Source organism: Kribbella sp. NPDC051586 (assembly GCF_044453965.1).
GTDB lineage: Bacteria > Actinomycetota > Actinomycetes > Propionibacteriales > Kribbellaceae > Kribbella.
The window spans coordinates 294756-319714 of sequence record NZ_JBITDF010000003.1 but is presented as its reverse complement, the minus strand read 5'-3'; the positions used below and the strand labels follow the sequence as shown (position 1 = coordinate 319714).

Genomic DNA, 24959 nt, shown 5'->3' with positions numbered 1-24959 from the left:
CCATGGCCACCGATCTGGTGCCGGAGGTGGTCCAGCCTGCCGCGGGGTCCTCGCGGCAGGCGTCCGCCCCGAAGCGCAAACGCCGGACCCGGACCAGGCCGCTGTGGCGGGACCTGCTCCGCTACCGCTGGCTGTACCTGTTGCTGCTGCCAGGCCTGGCGTACTTCGTCGTGTTCAAGTACCTGCCGATGTACGGCCTGACGATCGCGTTCAAGGACTACGTGCCGTTCCTCGGGTACTCCGGCAGCGAGTGGGTCGGCCTGAAGCACTTCCACGAACTGTTCACCGGGCCCGACTTCGGCCGGCTGATGTTCAACACGCTGCTGCTCGCAGTGTTGACGATCCTCTTCGTCTTCCCGGCGCCGATCATCGTCGCACTGCTGCTGAACGAGCTGCGGGTCAACGTGTTGAAGCGGTCCGTGCAGTCGCTTGTCTACATCCCGCACTTTCTGTCGTGGACGATCGTGGCGTCGCTGACCTACCTGCTGTTCTCGGTGGACTTCGGCGTGATCGCGAACTGGATCCACAGCATCCTCGGCGGGCAGAAGACCGACTACGTGGCGCAGGCCGAGTGGTTCCGGCCACTGATCGTGCTGCAGCTGCTGTGGAAGCAGACGGGCTGGGGCACGATCATCTACCTGGCCGCGCTGGCCGGGGTGGACTCGCAGCTGTACGAGGCGGCGAGAGTGGACGGCGCCGGCCGGTGGCGGCAGTTCTGGCACATCACGCTGCCGGCGATCCGGCCGACGATCGTGGTGATGGCGATCCTGACGTCCGGGCACCTGATGGACTCCGGGTTCGAGCAGATCTGGCTGATGACCACGTCGCTGAACCGCGACGTCGCGGACGTGTTCGACACGTTCGTGTACTACGTCGGCATCACCCAGGGTGCGTTCAGCTACGCGACCGCGGTCGGCCTGTTCAAGGGCGTGGTCGGCGTGATCCTGATCTTCGGCTCGAACTTCCTGGCCAAGCGCCTCGGCCAGCGCGGATTGTTCTGAGGGGAACGCGATGAAGCAAAGAGTGCGGTACTACGACTCCGTCGGCAGCCGCGTCTTCGATGTGCTGAATGTCCTTTTCCTGAGCGGGTTGGCGATCGTCACGGTGCTGCCGCTGCTGTACGTCCTGGCCGGGTCCTTCGCCACCGAGTCGGAGATCAGTTCGCGGCCGTTCTTCCTGTGGCCGAAGCGGTTCGTGACCGACACGTACCAGTACATCTTCTCGACCGACACGTTCGTGCGTGCGCTGCTGACCACGGTCGGCGTGACCGCGGTCGGCACCGTCGTCCAACTCGTGCTGACGCTGACGATGGCGTACCCGCTGGCGAAGCGGTTCCTGCCCGGGCGGGCGCTCGTGCTGAACCTGGTGATCTTCACGCTGGTGTTCAGCGGCGGCATGATCCCGACGTACCTGGTGGTGCGCGATCTCGGGCTGCTCGACAGCTACTGGGCGCTGATCCTGCCGCTGGCGATCAACCCGTTCTACCTGATCGTGGTGAAGAGCTTCTTCCAGGAACTGCCGGAGGCGCTCGAGGAGGCGGCGCGGATCGACGGCTGCAACGAGCTGAACGTGTTCCTGCGGATCGTGCTGCCGTTGTCGAAACCGATCATCGCGACGTTCTCGCTGTTCTACGCGGTCGGGATCTGGAACGACTACATGTCGCCGTTGCTCTACATCGACGACAACAAGAAATGGACGCTGCAGATGATCGTCCGCCAGCTCACCGCGGCGAACGCGGACTCGGCGAACGTGCTGCAGCAGTTGGAGACGGTGACGTTTCCGGAGCAGGGGCTGAAGTTCGCGGTCGTGGTGGTCGCGACGCTGCCGATCCTGTTCTTCTATCCCTTCCTGCAGAAGCATTTCGCCAAAGGCGTCCTGATCGGATCGGTGAAGGAATGACCACGCTGCAATGGCTGGAAACCCCTTGTCGGCAAGGCGTTTCCTGGGGTGTCCCGTGGCCTCGCGGAGCGGTGGCCGAGGGCACTGAGTTCGCGATGGCCGACGGTAGTACGCCGGTGCAGAGCTGGACGACCGCGACGTGGCCGGACGGTTCGGTCAAGTGGTCCGCGCACGCGATCGGCCCGGCCGAGCGACCGGATGCGTCGTACGAGCTGGTCGTCGGTGAGTCCACGCAGCCGCGTCAGCCGGTGCAGGTCGAGCGGGTCGACGGCGAGGTTCGGGTGTCGACGGGCGAGGTCACGTGGGTGCTGAAGCCGCCCGGGTTGATTGCCTCCATCAACGACAGCGGGCAGGAGATCGTGCGGGACGTCCGCCTGGTCAGCCTGCGTCAAGACGCGCCCGACGAGGAGCTGAGCCGGACCCGGCACCACACCACGGCTATTGTCGACAATCTTGTTGTCGAGCAGGACGGTCCGGTGCGTGCCGTGGTCAGGCTGGACGGCAAGCACGGTGACTGGCTGCCGTTCTCGGTGCGCCTCTACTTCTATGCGGGCGCCGCCGACGTGCGGATCGTGCACAGCTTCATCTGGGACGGCGATCCGGACCGCGACTTCCTGGCCGGCCTCGGGCTCAGCGCCGACGTCGTGATGCGCGACGAGACGCACAACCGGCACATCCGGCTCGCTGGTCCGTCCGGCTTCCTGACCGAGTCGGTCCGCGGTCTGACCGGTCTGCGCCGCGATCCGGGCGAACAGGTACGCCGTACACAGGTGGCCGGCCAGGCCGTCCAGGAGATCCCGAACCCTGAGGTGGCCGACCGCCTGAACCTCATCCCCCAGTGGAACGACTACACGCTCGACCAGAGCAGCGCGGACGGTTTCACCCTGCGCAAACGCACCGGACCGGGGCAGGGCTGGGTCACCATCCCGTCCGGGACCAGGTCGCCCGGTTACGGGTACGTCGGCGGTGTCAGCGGCGGACTGGGTTTCGGGCTACGCGACTTCTGGAAACTGCACCCGACGCGGCTGGACATCCGCAACGCCGCTACGGACGTCGCCACCGCCACCGTGTGGATGTGGTCGCCCAGCGCACCAGCTATGGACGTGCGCTACTGGCACGACGGCATGGACCAGGACACGTACGCCGAACAGCTCGAAGGACTCGAGATCACCTACGAGGACTACGAACCAGGCTTCGGCAACGCCCAGGGCATCGCCCGCACGCACGAGCTCAGTCTGCGCGTCCACGACACCACACCGTCGGCAGACGAGCTGTCGGAACACGTCGCACTGCTGAACTCCCCCGGTCTGCTGACCGTCTCGCCGGCAAGGATGCTGGAGGCGGGTGTCTTCGGCACGTGGAGTCTGCCCACCGCAGACCACCAGGACATCGAGGCCCGGCTGAACTTCCTCTTCCAGTACTACGTCGGCCAGCGCGAGCAACGACGCTGGTACGGGTTCTGGGACTACGGCGATGTCATGCACACGTACGACCGCGATCGGCACACCTGGCGGTACGACGTGGGCGGGTACGCGTGGGACAACTCCGAGCTGTCACCCGACCTCTGGCTCTGGTACCAGTACCTGCGCACGGGACGGGCGGACGTGTTCCGGTTCGCGGAGGCGATGACGCGGCACACCGGGGAGGTCGACGTACATCATCTGGGGCGGTGGAAGGGGCTGGGGTCGCGGCACAACGTGCAGCACTGGGGCTGTAGCTGTAAGCAGGTCCGGATCTCCAGTGCGATCTACCGACGCTTCTACTACTACCTGACCGCTGACGAGCGCACCGGCGATCTGATGGACGAGCTGTCCACCCTCGAGGAGGCGTTCCTCAGAATCGATCCGCAGCGCAAGGTGCGGCCTGATGTCTACTCCCCCGACCCGCACGCGCTCTCGGTCGAGCTGGGCGTGGACTGGGGCGCACTCGCTGCGGCGTGGCTGACGCGGTGGGAACGGTACGGCGACGAGCGGGCCCGGGCACGACTGGTCGGCACGATGGCCGACATCGCGGCGCTGCACTACGGGTTCCTCACCGGCAACGCGCGGCTGGACCTGTCGAGCGGGCGATTCGACACCAGCCGACGGGGTATCGCCGTCTCGCACCTGTCGTCGCTCTTCGGGCTGCCTGAGATCTGTTCGGAGCTGATCGACCTGGACCTCGACGTACCTGGGTTCGAGAAGGCATGGCTGGACTACTGCCGCCTATATCTGCTGTCGCCGGAAGAGCAGACCGCTGCGGTTGGACAGCCGTTGCAGGGCATCTCGCTTGTGCAGGCCCACAGCCGACTGGCCGCGTACGCCGCTGCCCGCACCGGTGACGCGGAGCTGGCGCGCCTGGCCTGGCGGAAGTTCTTCGTGGACGAGGGCGACCAGCTCAACCGCAACGCGATGCAGCGCGAGGCGGAGTGGAAGACCACGGCTGTCGACGGCGCCCTCATGCCGGTCGACGAGGCGGCGTTCATCAGCACCAACGGCGCCGCGCAGTACGCCCTCGCAGCCATGCAAAACCTCGCCCTGATCCCAGAACACCGGAGCTGACAACGCCGAAGGCCTCTCCGGCGAAGCTGGTCGCCGGAGAGGCCTTCGACAGGTGCGGGGCGAGGTCAGCCGACCTCGGCCATGATCTCGTCGGAGACGTCGAAGTTCGCGTAGACGTTCTGCACGTCGTCGCTGTCCTCGAGGGCGTCGATCAGGCGGAAGATCTTGCCGGCGCCGTCGGCGTCGAGCTCGACCGTCATCGACGGGACGAACTGGACGTCGGCGGAGTCGTAGTCGATGCCGGCGTCCTGCAGCGCCGTCCGGGCCGGGACCAGGTCGGTGGCCTCGGTGACGACCTCCCAGGACTCACCCAGGTCGTTGACCTCGTCGGCGCCGGCCTCGAGCACGGCCTCCATCACGTCGTCCTCGGACAGCGACTTCCCGTCCTGCTCCTTGGCGACGACGATGACGCCCTTGCGGTTGAACAGGTAGGCGACCGAGTTCGGGTCGGCGAGCGAGCCGCCGTTGCGCGTCATCGCCGTCCGGACGTCCGCGGCGGCCCGGTTCCGGTTATCGGTCAGACACTCGACCAGCATCGCCACGCCGTTCGGGCCGTAGCCCTCGTACATGATCGTCTGGTACTCCGCGCCGCCGGCTTCCGCACCGGATCCGCGCTTGATCGCGCGGTCGATGTTGTCGTTCGGGACCGAGGTCTTCTTCGCCTTCTGGATGGCGTCGTACAGGGTCGGGTTCCCGCCGGGGTCACCGCCGCCCATCCGGGCGGCCACCTCGATGTTCTTGATCAGCTTCGCGAAGAGCTTGCCGCGCCTCGCGTCGATGACGGCCTTCTTGTGCTTCGTGGTGGCCCACTTGGAGTGGCCTGACATGGCGAAACCAACCCTTCTACCTACAACAACGACTCAGTGGGCCCGGACCAGCTCGGCGAAGTAGCCGTGCAGCCGCGCGTCCCCGGTCATCTCCGGATGGAACGACGTGGCGAGCAGCCGGTCGTGGCGGACCGCGACGATCCTACCTGTGGCAGGGCCCGACCTCACCGTCGAGAGTACCTCTACGTCCGGTCCGACCCGCTCCACCCACGGTGCCCGGATGAACACGGCGTGGTACGGCGCATCGAAACCTGCTCCCAAACCAGGGAACTCGAGGTCGGCCTCGAACGAGTCGACCTGCCGCCCGAACGCGTTCCGGCGGACCGTCACGTCGAGCCCGCCGAGGGTTTCCTGGCCTTCGATCCCACCGGTGATCCGGTCGGCCAGCATGATCATCCCGGCGCAGGTGCCGAAGACCGGCATCCCGTCCGCGATCCGCTTCTGCAGCGGCTCGAACAGCTCGAACGTCCGCGCCAGCTTGTACATGGTGGTCGACTCCCCGCCGGGCAGAACGAGCGCGTCGACCTGCTCCAGCTCGGACGGACGCCGTACCGGTCGCGCCTCGACACCGACGTCGGTCAGCATCGCCAGGTGCTCGCGCACGTTCCCTTGCAGCGCGAACACGCCGATGGCCGTCATAGCGTCACCCTCCGTTGCCAGTTGAGCGTGACCTCGATCCGGCCCTCGTCGAAGACCGCGGGCAGGTCGTTGCGGTGCAGCAGCTCGAGTACGTCCTCCAGCAGCGGCTCACCCGGCGCCACGTTCGCGGTGTCCGGATGCCAGAGCTTGAGCTCGAGCATGCCGAAGTCGACCGCGTGCCAGACGTCGGTGTCGGTGAAGAACACCAGACCCTGCGGACTGTCCGCGGCCTCCAGCACCTGTCGGGCTTCGTGGTGGTCCGGCGTGTACCGGACCACCACCACGCCCAACTGCTCGAGCTCCGCGAGTACGGCGTCCAACCGGTCCGGGTCGGTGCTTTCCGGCCAGGTGGCGGCCTCGGCGTCGAGGTCCATCACCGCCTCACCGATCAGCAGCGGGACCAGGCCGGCCGGGTCCATCGACGGCGCGTCCTCCTGGACCGCCTCCGTCAGGGCAGCCGTGATGGCGGCGTGGTCGGCGTACCCGGACCGCACCAGGACGCGGGCGAGGCCACGCAGCTCCCGGGCGGTCCGTTCGTCCACCGACTGCAGGTTGCTTGTCACTGCTCAAGGGTAGTTCAGGCGCTACTTCACGCCTCCGGCGGTGACCGAGACCTGCAGCTGACGCTGGAAGATGATGTAGACGACCAGCACCGGCGCCACCGTGATCACCACGGCCGCGAACAGCGCACCGAAGTCCACCGCGTATCCGGCCTGCGACGCGAACGACGCCATGCCCTGCGAGAGCACGTAGTTCTTCGAGTCGGTGTTCAGCGCGACGGGAAGCAGGAACTGGTTCCACAACCCGAGGAAGTTGAAGATGGCGACCGACGCCATCCCAGGCCTCGCCATCGGCAGCATCACCGAGAAGAAGGTCCGCCACTCACCCGCCCCGTCGATCTGTGCCGCCTCGTAGATCTCGCCCGGCAGCGCCTTGAAGAAGGAGTGCAGGAAGAAGACGGTGAACGGCAGCGCGAACGCGACGTAGGTGATGATCAGCCCTGGAAGGGTGTTGAGCAGGGAGAAGTTCTTCAGCGTGAAGAACAGCGGCACGATCGCCAGGAAGACCGGGAATGTCAGTCCGGCCAGCATGGAGTAGTAGATCAGCCGGTTGCCTGGGAACGTGAACCTGGCCAGCACGTACGCACACATGGCGCCGAGGATCATCACCAGCACCAGTGCACAGCCCACGACGATCACGGTGTTCGCGAAGTAGCGACCGATGCCGGCCGTCGTCCAGGCGTTGGCGTAGTTCTCGAACCGCAGTTTGTGCGGCAGCGTCAGCGGGTTGCCCAGGACCTCCTGCGTCGACTTGAACGAGGACAGCAGCGTCCACAGCAACGGCACGATGACCAGCAGCGACCACAGGATCAGCGCGATGTGGGCGGTCGTGGCGACGCCCTTGCCCTCACGGGTCCCATGGCCGGGTGCCCGGGAATCGGCGACCAGGTCGGCCCGGTCGGCGGTAGTGGTTGTCATCGTCGTACCTTCCGCTCACGTCCGCCGGTCAGGGCGTTCACGACGAAGACCAGGAGCGCGAACAGCATCGTCACCGCGGCCAGGACCACGCCCATCGCGGTCGAGTAACCGAACTGCCCCTTGGTGAAGGCAGTGGTGAACAGCTGCTGGGGCATGACCAGGGTCGAGTTCTGCGGCCCGCCGCCGGGGTTCAGCGCCTGCATGTAGACGAAGGCGTCGAGGGCGGCAATGCCGAGGTAGATGTAGGCCGTCTGCACGTTGTCCCGGATCAGCGGCACCGTGATGGACAGCGCCGTCCGGAACCGGCCGGCGCCGTCGATGCGGGCCGCCTCGAACACCTCGGGGTCGATCCCCCGGATGGCGGCGATGAACAGCACCATGTAGAAGCCGACGAAGCCCCAGACCATCACGAACATCGACGCCGGCATCGCGGTCCGCGCGTCACCGAGCCACGCGTAGTTCTCGAACTGGTGCAGCCCGATCTTCGACAGTACGGCGTCCAGGATGCCCGAGCCCGGCGTGAACACCTGGGCCCAGATCAGGCCGATCACGATCGCGGGGATCACGTACGGGAAGAACGAGACGATCCGGTAGTAGCCCGAGTTGCGCAGCCCGCGGACGGTCCCGGTACCCGAGCCGCCGATCGTCACCAGCGTGGCCAACGTCAGCGCCAGCACGATCGTCACGATCGGCACGACGATCGCGAGCTCGATGTTGTTGCGGACGGCCTTCAGGAAGATGTCGTCGTGGAACAGCTTGACGTAGTTGTCGAAGCCGATGAAGTTCTGCCCCGCGCTGAAACCGGACCAGTCGGTCAGCGAGTAGTACAGCGCCTGGACGAACGGCGAGACCACGAAGACGACGAACACCGCCAGCGGCAGGCCGAGGAACACGACCATGAAGCTGACGCGGTCGAAAGTCAGCGGCCGGCGGCGCCGGGTGACGGACCGCTTGGGTCCGCCTCCCGGCACAGCCTCTTGCGTCAGGTTTTGCTGCATAGTCACTTGGTGACCGGGATCTTCTTGACGGAGCTGTCGTTGCGCACCTTGTCGGTGATCTGCTGCAGGCCCTTGGTCAGGCCCGCCGCGTCCAGCTGGCCGGACAGGAACGAGTTCCAGACCACCAGCTGGTCGGTGTTCATGCCGTACAGGCCGAACACCTGGTAGTCGAAGACGTTCGTGCCGGCGGCGTCCAGCATCGCGGTCTGCGACTGCAGCGCGGTCGAACCGAAGCCGTCGGCGGGCACCAGGCCCTTGACGATCGTCGGCGCGAGCCGGGTCTTGGCGAAGTTGGTCGCCGCGTCCTTGGACAGCATGGCCCGCAGCAGCTCCTTGCCGCCGGCAACGTTCTTGCCCTTGGCCGGGACGATGAACGGCTCACCGGCCGCGGAGCGCAGCGACTCGTACGGCAGCTTCGGGCTCTCGGTCAGGGTCGGCTCCGGGACGCCCTTCATGTCGAAGCCCGACTTGGTGGCCTTCTTCATCTCGTTCTCGATCCACGAGCCCGAGGGGTAGAGGACGGCCTGCTGGTCGTTGCTCCACTTCGCCTGCGCGGCGGTGAACTGGGTACCGGCGCCGCCGGGCACGAAGTACCCGTTCTTGACCATGGTCTCCATGGCCTTGAAGATGCCCTGGAACTGCGGCATCGACCAGCAGTTCTCCTTCAGGTTCTCCAGCGCCAGCCGGACCTCGTCGCCACCCTCCTTGATGGCGCCGTCGACGGCCATCGTGTGGTAGTAGGTGGCGGCTTCCTTGCCCCAGACGAACAGGTACTTGCCCTTGGCCTTGGCCTTGGCGCCGAGGTCGAGCAGCCCGTCGTACGTCTTCGGCGGCTCCCAGCCGTTCGCCTTGAACAGGCTGTCGGAGTACCAGATGCCGTACAGAGTCAGCACGTAGTTCATCGCGACGAACTTGCCGTCGAAGGTACCCGGGTTCTTGGCGCCCGGGTACAGGGTGTCGGCGATCTTCGTGCCCTCGTAGTTGTTGGCCTCGAAGACGTCGTCGAGCGTCGACAGCTGGTCCAGGATCGTGTTGAAGCCGATCTGGTTCGCGCCGGAGTTGTCGATCAGGTCCGGCGGGTTGCCGCCGACGAAGCGCGGCTGCAACTGCTGGGCGATCTGGGTCGACGGGGAGACCTTGAACGTCGAGCCCGCCTGCTTCTTCTGCGCGATGTCGGCCGCGAACTGCACGTAGTCGTAGCCGTACCCGCCGTTGAAGATCACCGCGTCGACGCTGGACTTGTCCGCCATACCGAACGGGTTGTCCGTGCTCTTGGCCCCGCCCTGCTGGGAGCTGTTGTTGTCGCTGCCACTGCCCGCGCAACTGGCGAGCACGCCACTGAGGGGAAGCACCGCGGCCGCCGCCAGGCTCCCCCGCAGGAGACTCCGTCGTCCGATCTTGCTGGTCTCGCTCATTTGGTCCTGCCTCTTCTCGCTAGATTCCCGACGGTGCTGATCACACCTGCCCCTTTGTGGTGAGCGTCCCCGTTCCGTGGCCGACCGGCGCTTTTCGCTGCTGGTCGCTCACGGTCCAGCCGCACGATAATGGCGGCAGGGCGCACTCCGACGCGCTGCCGCCCGAGGTGATTACGCATTGTCTTTGCCAAAGTCGTTCGACGTCAACCCTCCGGACGGCGGGTCCTGGACCCGATCACCGGCTCCGATCAGCCCCGAACGCCTTGTGCGACACACGTCCCCACGCTTACCGTCCTTCACCGGCACCGCGACCGACGCGCCGAATCCGATCCCATTTCGTGACCTCGGGACTTGTCCTTACATTGTGGGCCGCGAGCAACGGATCGTTCAGGTAATCCGGTTCACCGGCGCGGTTTCGGTCGCTTGGTCGCGATGGCGGTGAGGGGATCCTCCGGCCAGGGGTGGCGGGGGTAGCGGGCTCGCAGGTCGGCCCGGACCTGGGGATAACCCTGCTTCCAGAAGGACGCGAGATCGCTCGTGATCGCAACCGGACGCCGCGCGGGCGACAGCAGGTGCAGAACGACCGGGACCCGGCCGTCCGCGACGGCTGGAGTGGCGGTCCAGCCGAATACCTCCTGCAGCTTGACCGCGAGGACCGGCGGCTCGGCACCGTCGTACGCGAGTCGCACCTCGGAGCCCGACGGGACCTGGAGCCGTTCCGGTGCGAGTTCGCCGAACCGGGTCGCCGCGGGCCACGGCAGTAGTCGCCGGAGCGCCGAAGCCACGTCGATGCGGGCAAGATCGCGGGCGCCCCGCACCGAGGCGAGCTCGGTACCCAGCCATTGGTCGAGATCGGCCAGGAGTGCGTCGTCGTCGACCGCGGGCCACGGCGCTCCGAGGTGGGCATGGCAGAACGCGAGCCGCTCCCGCAGCGCGAGTGCGGCCTCCGACCAGCGCAGTACGGACAGCCCGCTGCGCCGGATCCCGTCGCGCACGGCCGCTTGGACCAGCAGCGGGTCGGGCTTTGCCAGCGGTACGTCGTTGAGCACGATCGCACCGAGCGCCTCGACGCGCCGCGTCACGATCCGGCCGTCGTCCCAGCGGATCTGGTCGGTGGTCGAAACCAGGTCGCCGGCGATGTCTCGCGCGGTCTGCTCGTCGATCGGCGCCGCGGAACGGATCCTCGCGTCGGGGCGGCCGGGCGCCCGGTCGGCAACCGCGATCGCCAGCCAGGTCGTGGTCCGCAACGGCGACTGCGGGTCGAGCGCGGCACCCGTACCTCCAGACATCTGGTACGTCGCCGAGTCGGCTCCCCGGATCCGCGCGATCCGATCCGGATACGCCAACCCCACCACAACCCCGGCCGCAAGATCATCCGGTACCTCGCGCCCCCGGCCGGGCGGCCGCACTCCATCGCCGCCCGACTCCTCGCCGGTCGTCGCGCCGCGGCCGAGGCGCTTCGTTTCGTCTCGCCAGCGGGCCGTGGCGCCGCGGTCCTCGCCGCGGCGGAGGGCTCGCCAGCGGGCCGGTAGATCGTCGCCGAAGTCGCGGCCGGAGTCGTCCGAGAGCATCGCGACGACCTCGCGGGCCCGGTCGGCGCCGACTCGCGGCGCCCCGTCCAGCAACGCACGGGCCAACCGAGGATGCGCCCCGATCGCCGCCATCCGCCGTCCCCGCTCGGTGATCCGGCCGTCGTCGTCAACGGCGTCGAGGCGGCGCAGCAGTTCGGTGGCCGCGGTCATCGCCACCACCGGCGGCGCCTCGAGCAAGGTCAGGCCGTCACCGGCAGGTGCGCCCCACGCCGCGAGGTCGAGGGCGAAGGAGGCCAGATCGGCGATCGCGATCTCCGGCGCCGGATGGTCGTCGAGATGCGTGTGGTCGGTGGCAGACCAGCACCGATAGACCCGGCCGGGCGCCTCCCGCCCGGCGCGACCCGCTCGCTGTTCGGCCGAGGATTTCGAGACCCGGCAGGTGACCAGCGCACCGAGGCCACGGGACTGATCGGTCCGCGGCTCCCGGGCAAGACCCGAGTCGACCACGACCCTGACCCCGGGCACCGTCAGCGAACTCTCCGCGACCGACGTCGTGACCACGATCCGGCGGGTGGCAGCCGGCGCCAGCGCGCGCTCCTGTTCGGCCCTGGACTGGCGACCGTACAACGGCAGCACGTTCTGACCGGCCAGCCGCCGCGTCACACCGTTGATCTCGGCTTCCCCCGGGACGAACACGAGGATGTCGCCGTCGGTCTCGGACAGTGCACGCCGGACGACGGCCGCGACGTGATCCAGCAGGCGCGGGTCGACCCGCCCACCGGGAAGCAGCGGCACGGGGACCGGTGGCGGGGCCCATTCGATCGCCACGTCGAACAGCGCGGCAGACGCGGTGATCACGGGCGCCGGAACGTCGGAGCCCAATGCGCGGCTCAGCCTGATCGTGTCCGCCGTGGCCGAGGTCGCAACGATCGCCAGGTCTTCGCGAAGATTCGCCCGGATGTCGACGCAGAACGCGAGCAGCAGATCGGCGTCGAGGTGCCGCTCGTGACACTCGTCGATCACGATGGCGGCGACACCCGGCAGCTCCGGGTCGTGCTGCAGACGCCGTACGAGGAGCCCTGTCGTCACTACCTCGACACGGAGCCCTTTGCCGCCGCTGCGTTCACCCCGCATCGCGTAGCCGATCCGCTGCCCGAGCGGTTCGCCGACCAGCATCGCCAGTCGCGTCGCAGCCGCGCGGGTCGCCATCCTGCGCGGCTCCGCGACGACGATCGTGCCCCCGAGCGCGTCGCCCAGCGCCAGCGGCAACAACGAGGTCTTCCCCGATCCAGGCGGCGCAACCAGCACCGCCGTACCACGCGAACGCACCGCCTCGACGGCGGCAGGCAGAACCGCCCGCACAGGCAGATCCGCCCCCGCCACACCCGCTCCAGGCAACAACACACCCCGACGCTAACCGACGACGACCCAGGAGCCTCCGGTGCTCATTCGTCCGACCAGCGTGAGTGGGAGCTCGAGATGTTCGGGGCACGTGCCGTTGTCCGCGGTGTCGATGAGGATCTCGGCGGCTCGACGCCCCGCCACGCGCACGGGCTGCCGGATGATCGACAGCCCGACGGCGCCGGCGGCAGGATGGTCGTCGAAGCCGATCAGCGCGAGCTCGCCGAGTACGTCGATGCCGGGCTCCCGTCGTCTACGTCTTCGCCTGGGCTGGGGGCGGGACTACCGACCCTGCGCGCCTCCTACCGGCTCGCCAGGGCCTCCACCGGTTCCGCGTCGAGCAGATCCGGCTCTCGGTCTTGGTGCTGGACGTGGACTGGCATCACGTGGGCATCGATCCGCGGTCGGTTCCCACTGGACCGGCCAGAGCTGTAACACCGACCTCGTTCCGGCACTCGCACGCTCCTGACCGAGATGCACCGGGATCCGGACGTGCTCGCACCTCCTCTACAGCTGACCCGGTGGCCGAGTCGGCAGCTGCGGATCCCGGAACCTGCTGGATCTCCTCCGCTACAAACTGCTCACGAGTCCGCCCGTCAGCGAGTCGATGTTGCCGACGAGGCTCACACGGTCGAGGAAGATGTTCCGATGCTCGCAACTGGTCTCGGGGAGTAGGAGGCAGGCGTGGCAGGCGGCCAGGTTGAGACCGTCGGTTCCTGATGGTCCGGACTCGCTGCACACCGGGTCGTTGGAGCACCAGCCCGCGCGACTTAGGGCGGTGCGCAGCGTGTCGGCGAAGCGTTGCTCGTCGGCCAGCGCGGCGAGGCCACCGAGGCTGCCGGCCGCGTCTGAGGACGCCGTGTAGATCAGCAGACCGGATTGACCTTCCTCCGCATAGATGCGCTCACGTAAGGAACCGATCGGGTATCCGGCGTCGAGGCTGAGCTCCTGCAACAGAGCGTGAGCGAGAGAGTGAATCGCGACGAACCTGGCCGATGGAGCTGTCACGACCGGTGCGCCCGACTCGGCAGCACGCTGCTGGAGTGACCGGTCGAGAAGCTCGTGACGCTGTCGGGCGAGCGATTGCTTCTCCCACGCGGCGATTGCGTCTTCGGAGAGACGCACGAATATCCCTTCGCCGAGGACCTCCGTGGCGGGCAACCAGTGGAGATGGGTCTCGCTGAGTCTGGCCAGCCGGGGGTTCGTCGTGTCGGTGACCATCGGGGTGACACGGGAGAAACCTTGCAGCGCACGGACCTCGCGCAGCCTGTTCGCCCTCGACACCTGTGCGACCAAATCCCGTACGCGCAGGTCCACATCGACCGCCACACATTGGAAGGTATCGAGCGGACCGCCTTCGTTCCCGTCGACAAGAGCCCGGTACTCCTCGTCACGCAGGTCCTTGTCGCTCGGCTGGGCCGTGGTGTCCAGACCCTTTCGTTGCCGGACGACATCGACGATGCTGTCGACCGACAAGCCTGATCTGCCCTCGATCATCGCAGGCAGCGCTGCGGCGAGCGCGCTCTCCGGTAGATGCTCGAGGACGACCCAGTGTTTGGTGACGAACTGGGCATTCGGGCTCGACCAGGGTGGAATCGAGATACTCGAGCGCACCGCTCCGAACCAGACGTTGGAGGATCCTCGCTGGAGCGCACGCAGCGGCTTCTCGCACTGTTCGTCCGATGCGTCCGGTAGCCAGGGTCGTCTACCACCGCAACTCTTGATGTTGCTGAGCGCATTGCGACCGAATGAGCCGTCGAGATCATGCGCCGGTACACCGCAGGAGCATCTGATGACGATGTCGGCCAGGGAGGAGGACGCACCTTGCGACTCCAGCGTCATCCTGTGCGGGCCATCGGGAACGTCTGAGCCGCGATGGGTCCAGTTGAAGTACGGGAAGTCCTCTATGTGGCCGTTCTCGCAGCATGCCACGAATCGCGAGGGTGTCAGGTCCCGCAGGCAGTCCGGGCACTGCATCTTCTTCGCGTCGAACTTCCAGTAACTGTCGAGTCGCCGACACTCCGGGCAGTAGTGGTAGGTCGGAAAGCGGACGACGGGAACGTCACCGGTCCTCTTTCCGCTGGCGGGCGCGCGAAAGGTGTGTACGCCGAGCGACCGGGCCAACCTCGGTTCCTCGACAGCGGGCGACCATTTCTCGTCCCACTCGTCGATCCCACAGATCATGAAGCTCTGGTCACCGGCCGGGAAGAGTGAACCGACTCCGTAGGTCGTGACGAGCTGGCTCTGCCGCGCCTTCGGACGCTCAGCGGTCGCCATCGTCTGCCGCCTTCCTGTTCTTCTTCGGGGAGATGATCTTCAGCGTGCTCTCCCGGTCGACATTGCGAAGACTCATCAGCGTCGGCCAGGGTGGCTCGGACGGCGGGAAGATGGCCGCCAGCGGCTCGCCGGTGGAAGCATTCATCGCCGAGCTGCCGGCAGGAATCATCAGACCCTTGACATCCGCGCCTTGCTGGGCCCAACGGGAGTACTGCAGAACCTCCCCTGTCTCGACCGCATCGCGCCAGCTTTCCACGAGGCTCTCCAGCGCCGCACGGACGGCGGACGCGGAGTCGGACTCCACGTCGACGGCCCTGGCCACGATGATGTCGACAATCCGATCGAACTCGTCGGTATCGACGGGAACCGCGACCGCCTTGTCCCCAGAAGCGCCAGGGATCAGGTGACGCACCAGAACGACAAGGAGACCGTGCAGCCCACGGTCCAGCGCACGGAGCGCAAACGGTGTTGCACCGGTGGCTTCGACCTGGCTGTACAACGCGCGATGATACGAAGTGAACGATTCGTAGTGCGAGAGGTCGCGCGACCGCGACGCGTTGTACAGAGTGAGCACCAGCCCCGGATACCGACGTCCGACACGACTGGTCGCCTGAATGTACTCGGAGGTTGTCTGCGGTTGGCCCATCACTGCCATCAGGCCCAGACGGTCGACATCGACGCCAACCGAGATCATGTTCGTCGCCAGCACGATGTCCGGACTTCCTGGCTCCGAACACGGTGTTTGGAGCGCCTTCAGTTCGTGCGGGATCTCGCTCGACTTCTTGCGGGACGTCAGCTCCCGCGGATCTCGGATCTCACGGAGCTCGCTTCCGTTCCGACCCGCCACTACCTTGATCCGGTCCCGTACGTCGTCGATCGACTGGATGTAGGCAGCGCCCAGAACTCTGAGGCTGTTGAAGTAGCCCAACAGCGTCCAGTAGGCGTCCTTCACCTCATCGGTCGCGTCGACGTCCTTTGCTCCCTGCAACAGGGCGGCGTAGGTACGGACCAGCAAGGTCGCGTGACTGGTGCTCGTCGCCATCAACCCGACATATCGTCGGGTTCCCTTCACGTCTGCGGGGGCGTCCACTGCAAAGAACGAATCCGAGGCATCGATCCCGGGCGGCGGGAACTGCCGCGCTTCCCGCGCGAAGACAGCTCTGACCTGCTTCGACGCACGCCTGATCGTTGCGGTCGATGCGACGAGCTTGGGCCTCGCTCCCAATTCACGGTCGGTCGCGAGGTGGTCGATTGCCGTCTCGTAGAGACCCACCAGCGTCCCCAGCGGTCCACTGATCAGGTGAAGCTCGTCCTGCACGATCAGGTCAGGTGGTGCATCGTGCCCCGAGCCGAACAGCCGGCCGCTCTCCTCCCGCCATGCAAGCATGGCGAACTTGTCGACAGTTCCGATCACGAGCGAGGGCCGCTCGCGATACACGTCGGAGTCGACCAGATGCACGGGGAGACCGTCGTGTTTGCTGAACCGACACAACGGATCGGGACAGCGAACAGTGACCCGATCACGATGGACGTCGGCCTCGTAGTGCTCCGGCCCGAGCTCGGAACCGCACCACGGGCAATGCAGGAGCTGAACCGGGTCACCCAACTCGCCGGGCTCCTCGCCTCCCCGCCGCTTCCTGATCGCCTTCGCCGCATTGACGGCGTTGTTCGGTGTCGCACCCTGACCGACCCAGAGGCCGATCGAGAAAGACTTGCCGTCTGCCAGGCCAGGAGTCGCCGTGCGTAGGTCTTCGAGCGCACAGATCAACCCTGCGGCGCGCTCGAACTGCTGCAAGGTGAGCAGCCGCAAGGTGTAGCGCATGATGACACCGACGCCTGCGCCGTCGCCGTCCTCGCCGGCTCCACGCAGGCGTCGGTGCACCAGAGCGAAAGCGATCAGGCCGAGGTATGCCTCGGTCTTACCGCCACCGGTCGGGAACCACAGCAGATCGGCAAGATCACGATCGGGTCCGGTCGGGTCCGAGAGTCCTTCGAGATTCAAAAGGATGAACGCGATCTGGAAGGGTCGCCACATGCCGACCACGTCCTTGGGCGGCGTGCCGAGTCCACGGCGGATCATCTCCTGACGGACACGCTGCTGTTGCATGGCAAGATTCATGACCCGGAACGCCTGATCCGCCCGACTGTCGACACCGAGCAGCTCGATTCCTCGACGCATGCGCTCGGCAGCCACCCTTGCGTCGCGAAGATGGTCTCGCGCGGTGGCTGCCTGCACCTCGGTGAGGGTGCCCACCGCTTGCTCCTGTGTGTCGATCCACTCTGCGTACCTGTCGACAAGACGGATCAGTGGCTCCCGAGTACCTGGCTCTGCGAGCGCGACCATGCTGAGGTCGTCGACATCGTCACGCTCTGCCTGGGCCAGCTGCAGATCATGCTCCGGAAAGAAGGTCGTTCCGACCTCGGTAACGTGGTCGCTCTCGGTCCAGGCGACAGCCACACCGTGCCCGACCGCAAGATGGCGCTGTTTGCGATACAGCAGCTCGCCGCCGAGTTCGTCCGCGTCCATGTGCTCGGGTCGACGGTCGGGGCTCCGATCGGCCAGTTCGCCGTCGACAGCCCGCACGCGAATCTGCGGTCGGAACCAGCACAGTGCATCGGTATGCCCCTTCTCAGGCCGGGTGAAGCTGTTGACCAGAACCAGCGTGGCGTTGACGACGCCACGCTGCGCCGGACGAACGACGACACGCAGCGTCAAACCGTCCGCGATCTTGAGTTCACTCGGCATCCCGGGAACTACGGCGATCGTCTCTTCGACCGGCCCGATCTGCACTCTCCGCCAAAGGCTGGCTCGCTTGGAGCGGGTCCGGCTGGCGATACCGTTCGCCGTCGCATCGGCCCGACCGGATTCCTCGTCGGGCTCGTACCTGTCGGCTTCGATCACCACCTCGAGCTGCCGGGTCCCCTCGGTCAGACCGAAGGTGAGCCCGATTGTCGACGGGTATCGAAGGTGTGCGAAGGAGACACCAGGGTCGAAATCGCTGTCCGGCGCCGAGCTGCCCTCTTCGTCGGGCATCTCGTTGGCCATCTCGACGACGTCCTCCGAGCCCTCGGCGGAGCGCGGGTGCAGGATTCCGACGATGTACCGCTCGAGCGGAGCCTCCGAGAGGGTCTCGTCATTCGGACCCCCGTACAGGTCGGTGACCACTGCCTCGACCATCCGGTCGCGCGCTTCGTACCACGGGGCGAGGTCAGTCATCTTCCGTCGTTTCCTTCCAATCGAGGTGGAGCAGACCGGTCACCACCGGCGCCAGCCGGAATCGATGTCTACTTGTGGATCCCGGCCGCGGGTCGACAATCACTGTCGCGACGCTCTCGACCCGGGCACCCCCGACAATCGGCCAGGATCGTTGCGTGTGCTCGAGAGTGCCTGTGCGAGCAGCCAGGTCCTCACCGAATCGACGCGACGTCTGCGCAACCGGGATGCCGTTGTGCGAGACGGTGTAGATCGGCACCGTCAGTGTCGATTCGAAACGATCGAGCCTCAGCTCGAGCGGGTCACCCGCCGAAACCTGCGTGGTCAGCTGCAGCTCCGCCTGCGCAGCATCTGTCCCGACCGGCACGACATCTGCGACTCCGATCTCGAAGCCGAACGTCTGCCAGTGCTTGTATCCGCCCTGGAACCAACGCTCCTCATGAAGCCTTCGCTTCCGGAATCGACGTACGAATCGGTCATCGGGGCCGTTCGCGCGCACGAGCAGCCGTCGTGCCCGAGTCAGCGAGACGAAGCGAGCACGAAGCAGCTCGCCGGGATCCGTCGTGTCCTCGAGCCACGCGCGCTCAGGGAAGTCGACGAGTACGACGTTGTCGAACTCGAGGCCCTTTGCGCGGTGAACGGTCGAGACCACCACGGGCGTCGTCGGTTGATCCACGAGTTCAGGGGTCAGCGGCCGCGAACCACGGAGGCCCTGCGCGAGGCGCAAGAGCTCGATCTCCGTGCCTCTGCCTCGTTCGACTCCACGGAGAGCCCGCCAGAGGAGCGCAGAGTCGAGCTCGGGACATCGTTCGGCAACCCGCTTGTCGAGCTCGTTCCGGGCAATAGTGTCGGTCGGGAGGTCACCTAGCAACTGAGTCACCCAACCGGCGATGACCCGTTGCCGGGCACCGCGACGGACCTCCACCACCGTTCGGTTCCGTAGAACTCCTGCCACCAGCAGTGCCTGGCCGTTGGTCGCCGTCAAGAAGGCAGTCCGTCCCGTCCAACGCGCGGCGAGAGCGACGACCTCCTCGACGGTCCCCGCCGCCAGAACTCCGGCGTGGAAGTCGTCGAGCAGGCCCGGGTCGCCACCGGGCAGGACGGCCGACCGCAGTGCCACGGCGGCTTTCGCATCACGGCTGGTCGCACGGTATTGACCGGTCAGATGCCGAATCTCGGTGGCAGGCAGGGCTGTGATCGAGTCCATCAGCTCCGCGGACGACATCGACGAGAGGGGCTTGCGTCCCTTGCGGTCAGGGCGGATCTGGAAGTCGTAGATCCCCTGCGCGGGGTCTCCGAGCAGCGAGAATCCGGCCTCTGCCGGCAACTGCTCGATGATCGCCAACAGGAACTCCGCTCGGACACCGACGATGTCCTGCAGCTCGTCGACGATCAGATGTTCGAGATCGTCGATCCGCCCCCAGCTCTCGTTGCGGAGCAGTCGAGTGGCCAGCGCGATGCGCCGGTCGAAGTCGTGGTCCTCGTAATCCTCCGTACTGAGGTCACGCAGCAGCTCGGCAGCCAACGAGTCCATCGTCTGCACGCCGACCGGTCGGGTCCCCACGCGGGCCCGAAGTCGGGCGTCGGCAGCATGCACCGCGGCGTTCGAGAAACTGATGACCAGCATGCCGTCGACAGGATCGATGCCCTCGTCGTCCACCAGGTGCTCGATCAACGCAGACACGACCTCGGTCTTGCCCGAGCCCGGCCCGGCGATCACGATCTGACGTGTTTCGGTGTCGACGTCGACCGCTGCGAGCTGGCTGTCGTCCAGCTGTGTCCCGATCAACGCCTGCTCCACAGGTACTCGAACTCGTTGAAGGCGAGCAGATCGCCGTACTTCTGGAAATTGTCGAGCACGTTGACGATCAGGACCTCTTCGGAACCGCCGTTCTTCGGGCCACGGAGGCCACGCCCGATCATCTGTTGGTACACGTTCGGGCTGAAGGTCGGCCGTGCGACATAGACCGCCTGCACCTTGGGAGCGTCGAACCCCTGGGTCAGGACGTTGTAGTTCGTCAGGACCCGAATACGTCCGGCCTTGAACTCGTCGATGTAGTGACGCCGAGCGGCCGCCTCGGTATCGGCCGACACAGCCATGGCAGGGATCCCCCGGTGCGAAAGGAGTGCCGCGAGGACGCGCGCGTTCTCGACCGATGGCGCGAAGGCGAGCACTGTCCAGTCGACCGGCTGCGACGCGATCGAGTCCACGACGCGTAGGGACCGGGTGAGATCGGCGCCGAGGCGTTCGACCACTGCCGACGGGAGTCGCCGTGTCTGTTCGATCTCCGCGACATCCGATTCGGTCAGGTGGACGTCCGTCCCGCCGAGAATTTCGTGTCGTACCTGGGCGAGCACGCCCATGTCCTGGAGCTCTTCGTACGGATCTTCCTTTCGGAAGGCTCCGCGGTCGAGCCGGTTCTTGCCGTAACGACCCGCCAGACGCTCGGTCTGTTCTGCAGACGTACCGCGGAACGGCGTCGCCGTGAGGCCTATCAACGGTTTGCGGTCGTCCGATCGCACACGACTGCTGCGGCCGAGCCATTCCAGCACTCGTGTGTACGACGGCGCGATCGAAGCGTGAGCCTCGTCGACCACGACGACCGAAGCCTCACGCAGCCAGTCGTACTCGTCACCCGATCTCGTGGTCAGGGAACTCAACTTGTCGATGGTCGCGATCACCAACTGGAACACGCCCGGCTCTTCCGATACCTCGTTGGTCGCCCAGAGCCGACCGAGGCGCATCGGCAGCTGGGGGCCGATGGCTCGCCACACGTAGGTCCAGGTTTCAGCAGCTTGCTCGCACAGTTCGTCGGTCTGGGCGATCCAGACCAGCGGGACCCTCGTGGACACGTCCTGTTCACGGACCGCGTTGACGAGTGCCTCGACGGTAACCCGGGTCTTGCCGGCACCTGTCGGTAGCGACACCATCCCGCGATCGGGGCCCACTCGGCGCAGGAGCCCGGTGATGCGCTCAGTCACGAACTCCTGGAAGTCATGGAGCGGGCTGAGAACAGCCGGACCGTCGATCATCTCGACCGCTGCGCGAGTACCTCCCGGAAAGCCTGCCCAGTCGGGCGGGAACCCCAGCGAGGCGACCCACTGCCGCGTCACACGTCGACCGGCCCACTCTCGAGGAGGTTCCAGTCCACGGTCCTCGAGTGCCGGTCGCAGTTGCTTCAGGATGCCGACGCCGTGAACGGCACGCGCCAGGGCCGCGACCTCGGTCGGTGCGGCACCGCCACGATCCTGGTCGAGGATCTTGAGAGCCTGTGCGGGCACGCATCGCCGCAGCGCATCGGGACCTACCGCAGCCACGAGCCGTGCATCGTCGTCCGCCGCACGCCTGATCTGGTTGCGGAGGTTGTTGGTGGCCGCCTGCTCGATCTGCCCGAGGACCTTCTCGATACCCGCCTGACCGAGTTCGAGTCCCAGCAGCGAGGAGATCTGTGAGAGCTGCTGCCGCGGTGACGTCGCGGTGACAAGCAAGGTGTCGCCGTCGCGCCGGGCATCGATCGGGCGTGCGACCTGCCCTCGTGGTGTGGCGATCATCTTCACGATTCGACCTGCAGGCTGGAGCTTGAGCTCCTGGTCGGCCAGGTCGAGATGGAGCTTCAAAGGCGGATAGATATCGGTGAGGTAGCTCCATTCGCCGGACGTCTCGATGAGGATCTCCTCCTGCAGGAGGTCCTTGCCCCTGGGCATCTTCCAGGCCTCGACGAAGCGCTCCACGTCGTCGTGGTCGACCGCCATCAGGGCGGGCACCTGGGCCTCGAGCATCGATTCGTAGACCGCTGGTTCGTCGGTGACGCCGATATTTGCGATATCGACCGACTGGAGTTGTGTTCCGACCCGAACCACCAACTTGTCGCAGGTTGTCCGCCCCGGCAGCCAGGAGTAGAAGGCGGCACGCCGGACGTCGTCTCCCGGTCCGCGCCAGGTGTCCGCCTTCTCCTTGAGCGCCACCCATTCGGCGGTGGGCAGGGTTTCGGGGTCGGACTTGACGGCCAACGCCGTGGCCCACTCGTCGGACAACTCGACAGCAGGCAGTATCGCGGGATCCACGGCGTCGCTCGCCTTCAGCACGGCAGCCACAGGGCGGATGCCGAACGCGGTGGGCAGGCAGCCGTGCCGGGCGAGGAACCATGTCTCAGGAGCGTTCAGCGTGCCTGATGCATATCCAGAATTGGTCGCATGGCGGGCATGCCACCGGGTCGGCACCGGCCGGGAGAGCAGATGTTTGGTTGCTGCCGCGACCCCTTCCGGGCTGAGCGACAGGAGGGGTGCCAGTGGCCAGGGCGGCGGAGCGCCCTTCGCACCCGGAGTGATCTGGATCTTCGAGTGCTCCGGTTTGCCCGCCTTACCGGACTGAGCTTTGACGAACGCCTCTCGCATCTCGTCCTCGTAGACGGTGAGCCAAGCCTCTCGTGGAGCCTTGTGGCGCCAGACCGGAGCGTCGACAGCTCCGACTTCGTGCAGCAGATCCGCGTCGCGAGCGTGGAACCGCGGATCGATCACACGGCCGCGGTCGCGGCTGACGTCCGCGGGGATGATCCGACCTGCCAAGTAGACCTGTCCGACCGGGAGCCATGTCCCGGCCGCCGTTCGTACGCGTACCTGCTGTTCGAAGTTCTCGCCGAGATCCTCGGAGAGAATTCTGAGTGCGGTCTCCATCGGGATCTCACGGAGCACAGCGAAGATGTCGGGCCAGATATCTGCCGGGTTCTTGAGCCCCGCCGACGTCCTGGCCAGGGCGAGCAGCCGGTGAAGTTCGCCGCTCCGGTCCATGACGACGATGCCCAGCCTTTGCAGCGCGTCTCGCACCGCCGGCAGTGCGCCCAGCTCAGGATCGACGAAGTCCACGTCCGACGTCTGATCACCGTCGACACGCACGAACACCTGCCCTTTGGCAGGTGCTCTCAACTCGCCGTCCTCGAGACGGATGATCCTCGCCTTGCGCACACCGACGAGCGCCTCGGCGATCCTCGTGTCTTTCGCGGCCTGCGCGTCGTCCACGATGCGTGCCGCCAAGAGGATCGCCGCTGCGGATGCGGCGACGCTGCCGTCCGTCACCAGTGCTTCGAGCCATTCGTCGACACCGGCGGCGCTCTGTGCATCGCTGTTCCCGAGACGGTCCGGGAGCATCAGTCTGACGACCTTCTTGCGGCGCTCAGGACTGCTGTAGGCGCTGGGATGGAGCCACTTGTCGACCGGGGCGTTGGCGATCGCGGCCCACTGTGCCAGCCATTCCGTCGGCACGTCACCGACCCACTTCAACGCGGCCGGGGTCTTGAGGACGTTGTTGCCGTCAGGCAGCGACGGCACACTCCGCAACCGGCGGAAGATCGGTTCGTTGATCTCGCGATCGACCCAGTTGCGCGGTTCGAGACCTCGCGCCGGCATGGCGTCGATGGCCGCAACCGCCTCGTCGGTGCCGCTCATGACCTGGATCGCGTCGCCGAACAGCTTCGGCAGCTTCTCGAGGAGCTCGTGGTTGAAGTCGCCCTCGAGCAGGCCGGTCCGATCGTCGCTCAGTTTCCACGGAGCATTGACCAAGCCCGCCAATGTAGTCTCGAAGTGAGTCGGGAAGTAGGCCCACAACCTTCCGAGCCGACTGCCGGGCGGAATCGGCAGGGCGTACTGGACCTCGACCTGCCGACGAGCTGCGACATGACCGCCCTCTTCCCGTGCCGCCGAGCTGGGGTGGTGGACCTCACGAGTCATCGACCAGCGAGTAGTCCTTCCACCCGACCTGAGCAGCACAGTCCGGTCCGGTTGGACCTCCTGACCGATCTTGCGATCACCGAGCCTTGGCTTGGCGCCGGTAGCGGTGTTCAGGTCGCCGTCAGCGAGGTTCCGCAATCTCGCGTGGGCGATGTGCGGGGAGAACAACACGAATTCCGCGGGAAACTGGTACAGACGCTCCGACAGCGGATTGCACGGGACCGACAGCGGAAGCACGATCACCGTGCTCGCCCATTCCATGAAATCGCCCAGGTAGGTGTCCTGCGTGCCCTCCGCCCCCGGATCGAGGGTGCGAGCCAGCCGCATTGCCGGGTACCGAGGAAAATCGAAGCCTGCATCCGCAAGGGTTCGGGCCGCCCAGGCTTTGTCGAAGCCGAACGACACCGTACGGCTGAAGACCCTCGGTCGGCAGGAAATCGCCAGCACTGACTTGAAGCCGATGCCGAACTTGCCGATCTTCTGGTCGTCCTTCGTGGAGATGTCCGAGGCCATGATCGACCGGACGCCTTCCTGGTCGAAGGGCTCGCCGTCGTTCGCGACGTACAGGGTGTCCTGAGTGAGGAGCACCTCCACCCGTGTGCCGCCACGTCGCGCCGCATCGGAGGCGTTCTGGAGCAGTTCTTCAAGTTGTCTGGTGGCGTATCCGCCCTCGGAGATACGTCGTTCGTTGTTCGCGTCCTGAAGGACCCGGCTGGGGTCCTCGGAATACACCTTCAGGCAGATCTCCGTCTGCTCCCGGACGACCTTCGCGAGCTCCGTACCCCGCTCCCAACCGCGCACCCCGACCTCCAGCTGCAACGAACCGTCACCGGCCCTCGAAACCCTGCGCGGGCCCGGATCGATCGTCCAGAACCCGCTTCTGACATGGACCACCCGCGCAGACAGCCCGCGGCGCACGCGTGGGCGAGTCCGCAACCAATCGGCCGGTCGTTCCTCCTCGCGGGGACGAACCGCCGTACCGCGCACGGAGCACGAGCCGATCGACTCGTGGTCC

Annotated in this window: 15 protein-coding genes; 3 read left to right on the top strand and 12 right to left on the bottom strand. The window is 66.4% G+C overall.

Going from position 1 to position 24959, the window contains the following annotated elements; genetic code table 11:
- Nucleotides 1–2 precede the first annotated feature (2 nt).
- Genes ACIA58_RS20380 through ACIA58_RS20370 form a run of 3 tightly spaced genes read left to right on the top strand, consistent with a single transcriptional unit; the run spans nt 3 to nt 4439 of the window.
- A complete protein-coding gene (locus ACIA58_RS20380) occupies nt 3–1001 on the top strand; it encodes an ABC transporter permease (RefSeq protein ID WP_396405283.1) in 999 nt (332 codons plus the stop codon).
- Between the two features lie 10 nt (nt 1002–1011).
- Nucleotides 1012–1899, top strand: coding sequence for a carbohydrate ABC transporter permease (locus ACIA58_RS20375; RefSeq protein WP_396405282.1), 888 nt, complete (start codon nt 1012–1014; stop codon nt 1897–1899).
- Nucleotides 1896–4439 (top strand): Tat pathway signal sequence domain protein, encoded by a 2544-nt coding sequence (locus tag ACIA58_RS20370; protein WP_396405281.1) that lies wholly within the window; start codon nt 1896–1898, stop codon nt 4437–4439. The genes ACIA58_RS20375 and ACIA58_RS20370 overlap by 4 nt, the downstream gene beginning before the upstream one ends.
- A gap of 65 nt (nt 4440–4504) precedes the next feature.
- Here ACIA58_RS20370 and ACIA58_RS20365 read toward each other — a convergent pair whose 3' ends face one another.
- From ACIA58_RS20365 to ACIA58_RS20310, 12 genes are all read right to left on the bottom strand, one after another.
- Nucleotides 4505–5266: a YebC/PmpR family DNA-binding transcriptional regulator gene (locus ACIA58_RS20365; protein ID WP_396405280.1), complete on the bottom strand. Its 762-nt coding sequence runs from the start codon at nt 5264–5266 to the stop codon at nt 4505–4507.
- 33 nt (nt 5267–5299) lie between these two features.
- Entirely contained in the window at nt 5300–5905 is a 606-nt protein-coding gene (gene pdxT, locus ACIA58_RS20360; protein WP_396405279.1) for a pyridoxal 5'-phosphate synthase glutaminase subunit PdxT, read from the bottom strand.
- Entirely contained in the window at nt 5902–6468 is a 567-nt protein-coding gene (locus ACIA58_RS20355) for a DUF6891 domain-containing protein (protein WP_396405278.1), read from the bottom strand. Before ACIA58_RS20355 ends, pdxT begins: the two co-directional genes overlap by 4 nt.
- 21 nt (nt 6469–6489) lie before the next feature.
- Nucleotides 6490–7383 (bottom strand): carbohydrate ABC transporter permease, encoded by an 894-nt coding sequence (locus tag ACIA58_RS20350; protein WP_396405277.1) that lies wholly within the window; start codon nt 7381–7383, stop codon nt 6490–6492.
- Nucleotides 7380–8381, bottom strand: a complete 1002-nt coding sequence (locus ACIA58_RS20345; protein ID WP_396406492.1) for a carbohydrate ABC transporter permease — start codon at nt 8379–8381, stop codon at nt 7380–7382. The genes ACIA58_RS20350 and ACIA58_RS20345 overlap by 4 nt, the downstream gene beginning before the upstream one ends.
- 2 nt (nt 8382–8383) lie before the next feature.
- The gene (gene ngcE / locus ACIA58_RS20340) at nt 8384–9796 is read right to left on the bottom strand and encodes an N-acetylglucosamine/diacetylchitobiose ABC transporter substrate-binding protein (protein ID WP_396405276.1); all 1413 of its coding nucleotides are present in this window, start codon (nt 9794–9796) and stop codon (nt 8384–8386) included.
- A gap of 401 nt (nt 9797–10197) precedes the next feature.
- Nucleotides 10198–12732, bottom strand: a complete 2535-nt coding sequence (gene hrpB, locus ACIA58_RS20335; protein WP_396405275.1) for an ATP-dependent helicase HrpB — start codon at nt 12730–12732, stop codon at nt 10198–10200.
- A gap of 9 nt (nt 12733–12741) precedes the next feature.
- Entirely contained in the window at nt 12742–12966 is a 225-nt protein-coding gene (locus ACIA58_RS20330; protein WP_396406491.1) for a substrate-binding domain-containing protein, read from the bottom strand.
- A 333-nt stretch (nt 12967–13299) separates the two neighbouring features.
- Nucleotides 13300–15006 (bottom strand): DrmB family protein, encoded by a 1707-nt coding sequence (gene drmB / locus ACIA58_RS20325; protein WP_396405274.1) that lies wholly within the window; start codon nt 15004–15006, stop codon nt 13300–13302.
- Nucleotides 14993–18223, bottom strand: coding sequence for a helicase-related protein (locus ACIA58_RS20320; RefSeq protein WP_396405273.1), 3231 nt, complete (start codon nt 18221–18223; stop codon nt 14993–14995). Before ACIA58_RS20320 ends, drmB begins: the two co-directional genes overlap by 14 nt.
- Nucleotides 18216–20009: a UvrD-helicase domain-containing protein gene (locus ACIA58_RS20315; protein ID WP_396405272.1), complete on the bottom strand. Its 1794-nt coding sequence runs from the start codon at nt 20007–20009 to the stop codon at nt 18216–18218. Before ACIA58_RS20315 ends, ACIA58_RS20320 begins: the two co-directional genes overlap by 8 nt.
- Complete coding sequence (locus tag ACIA58_RS20310) at nt 20006–24838, bottom strand: DEAD/DEAH box helicase (protein ID WP_396405271.1); 4833 nt, start codon at nt 24836–24838, stop codon at nt 20006–20008. Before ACIA58_RS20310 ends, ACIA58_RS20315 begins: the two co-directional genes overlap by 4 nt.
- Between the last annotated feature and the right edge of the window lie 121 nt (nt 24839–24959).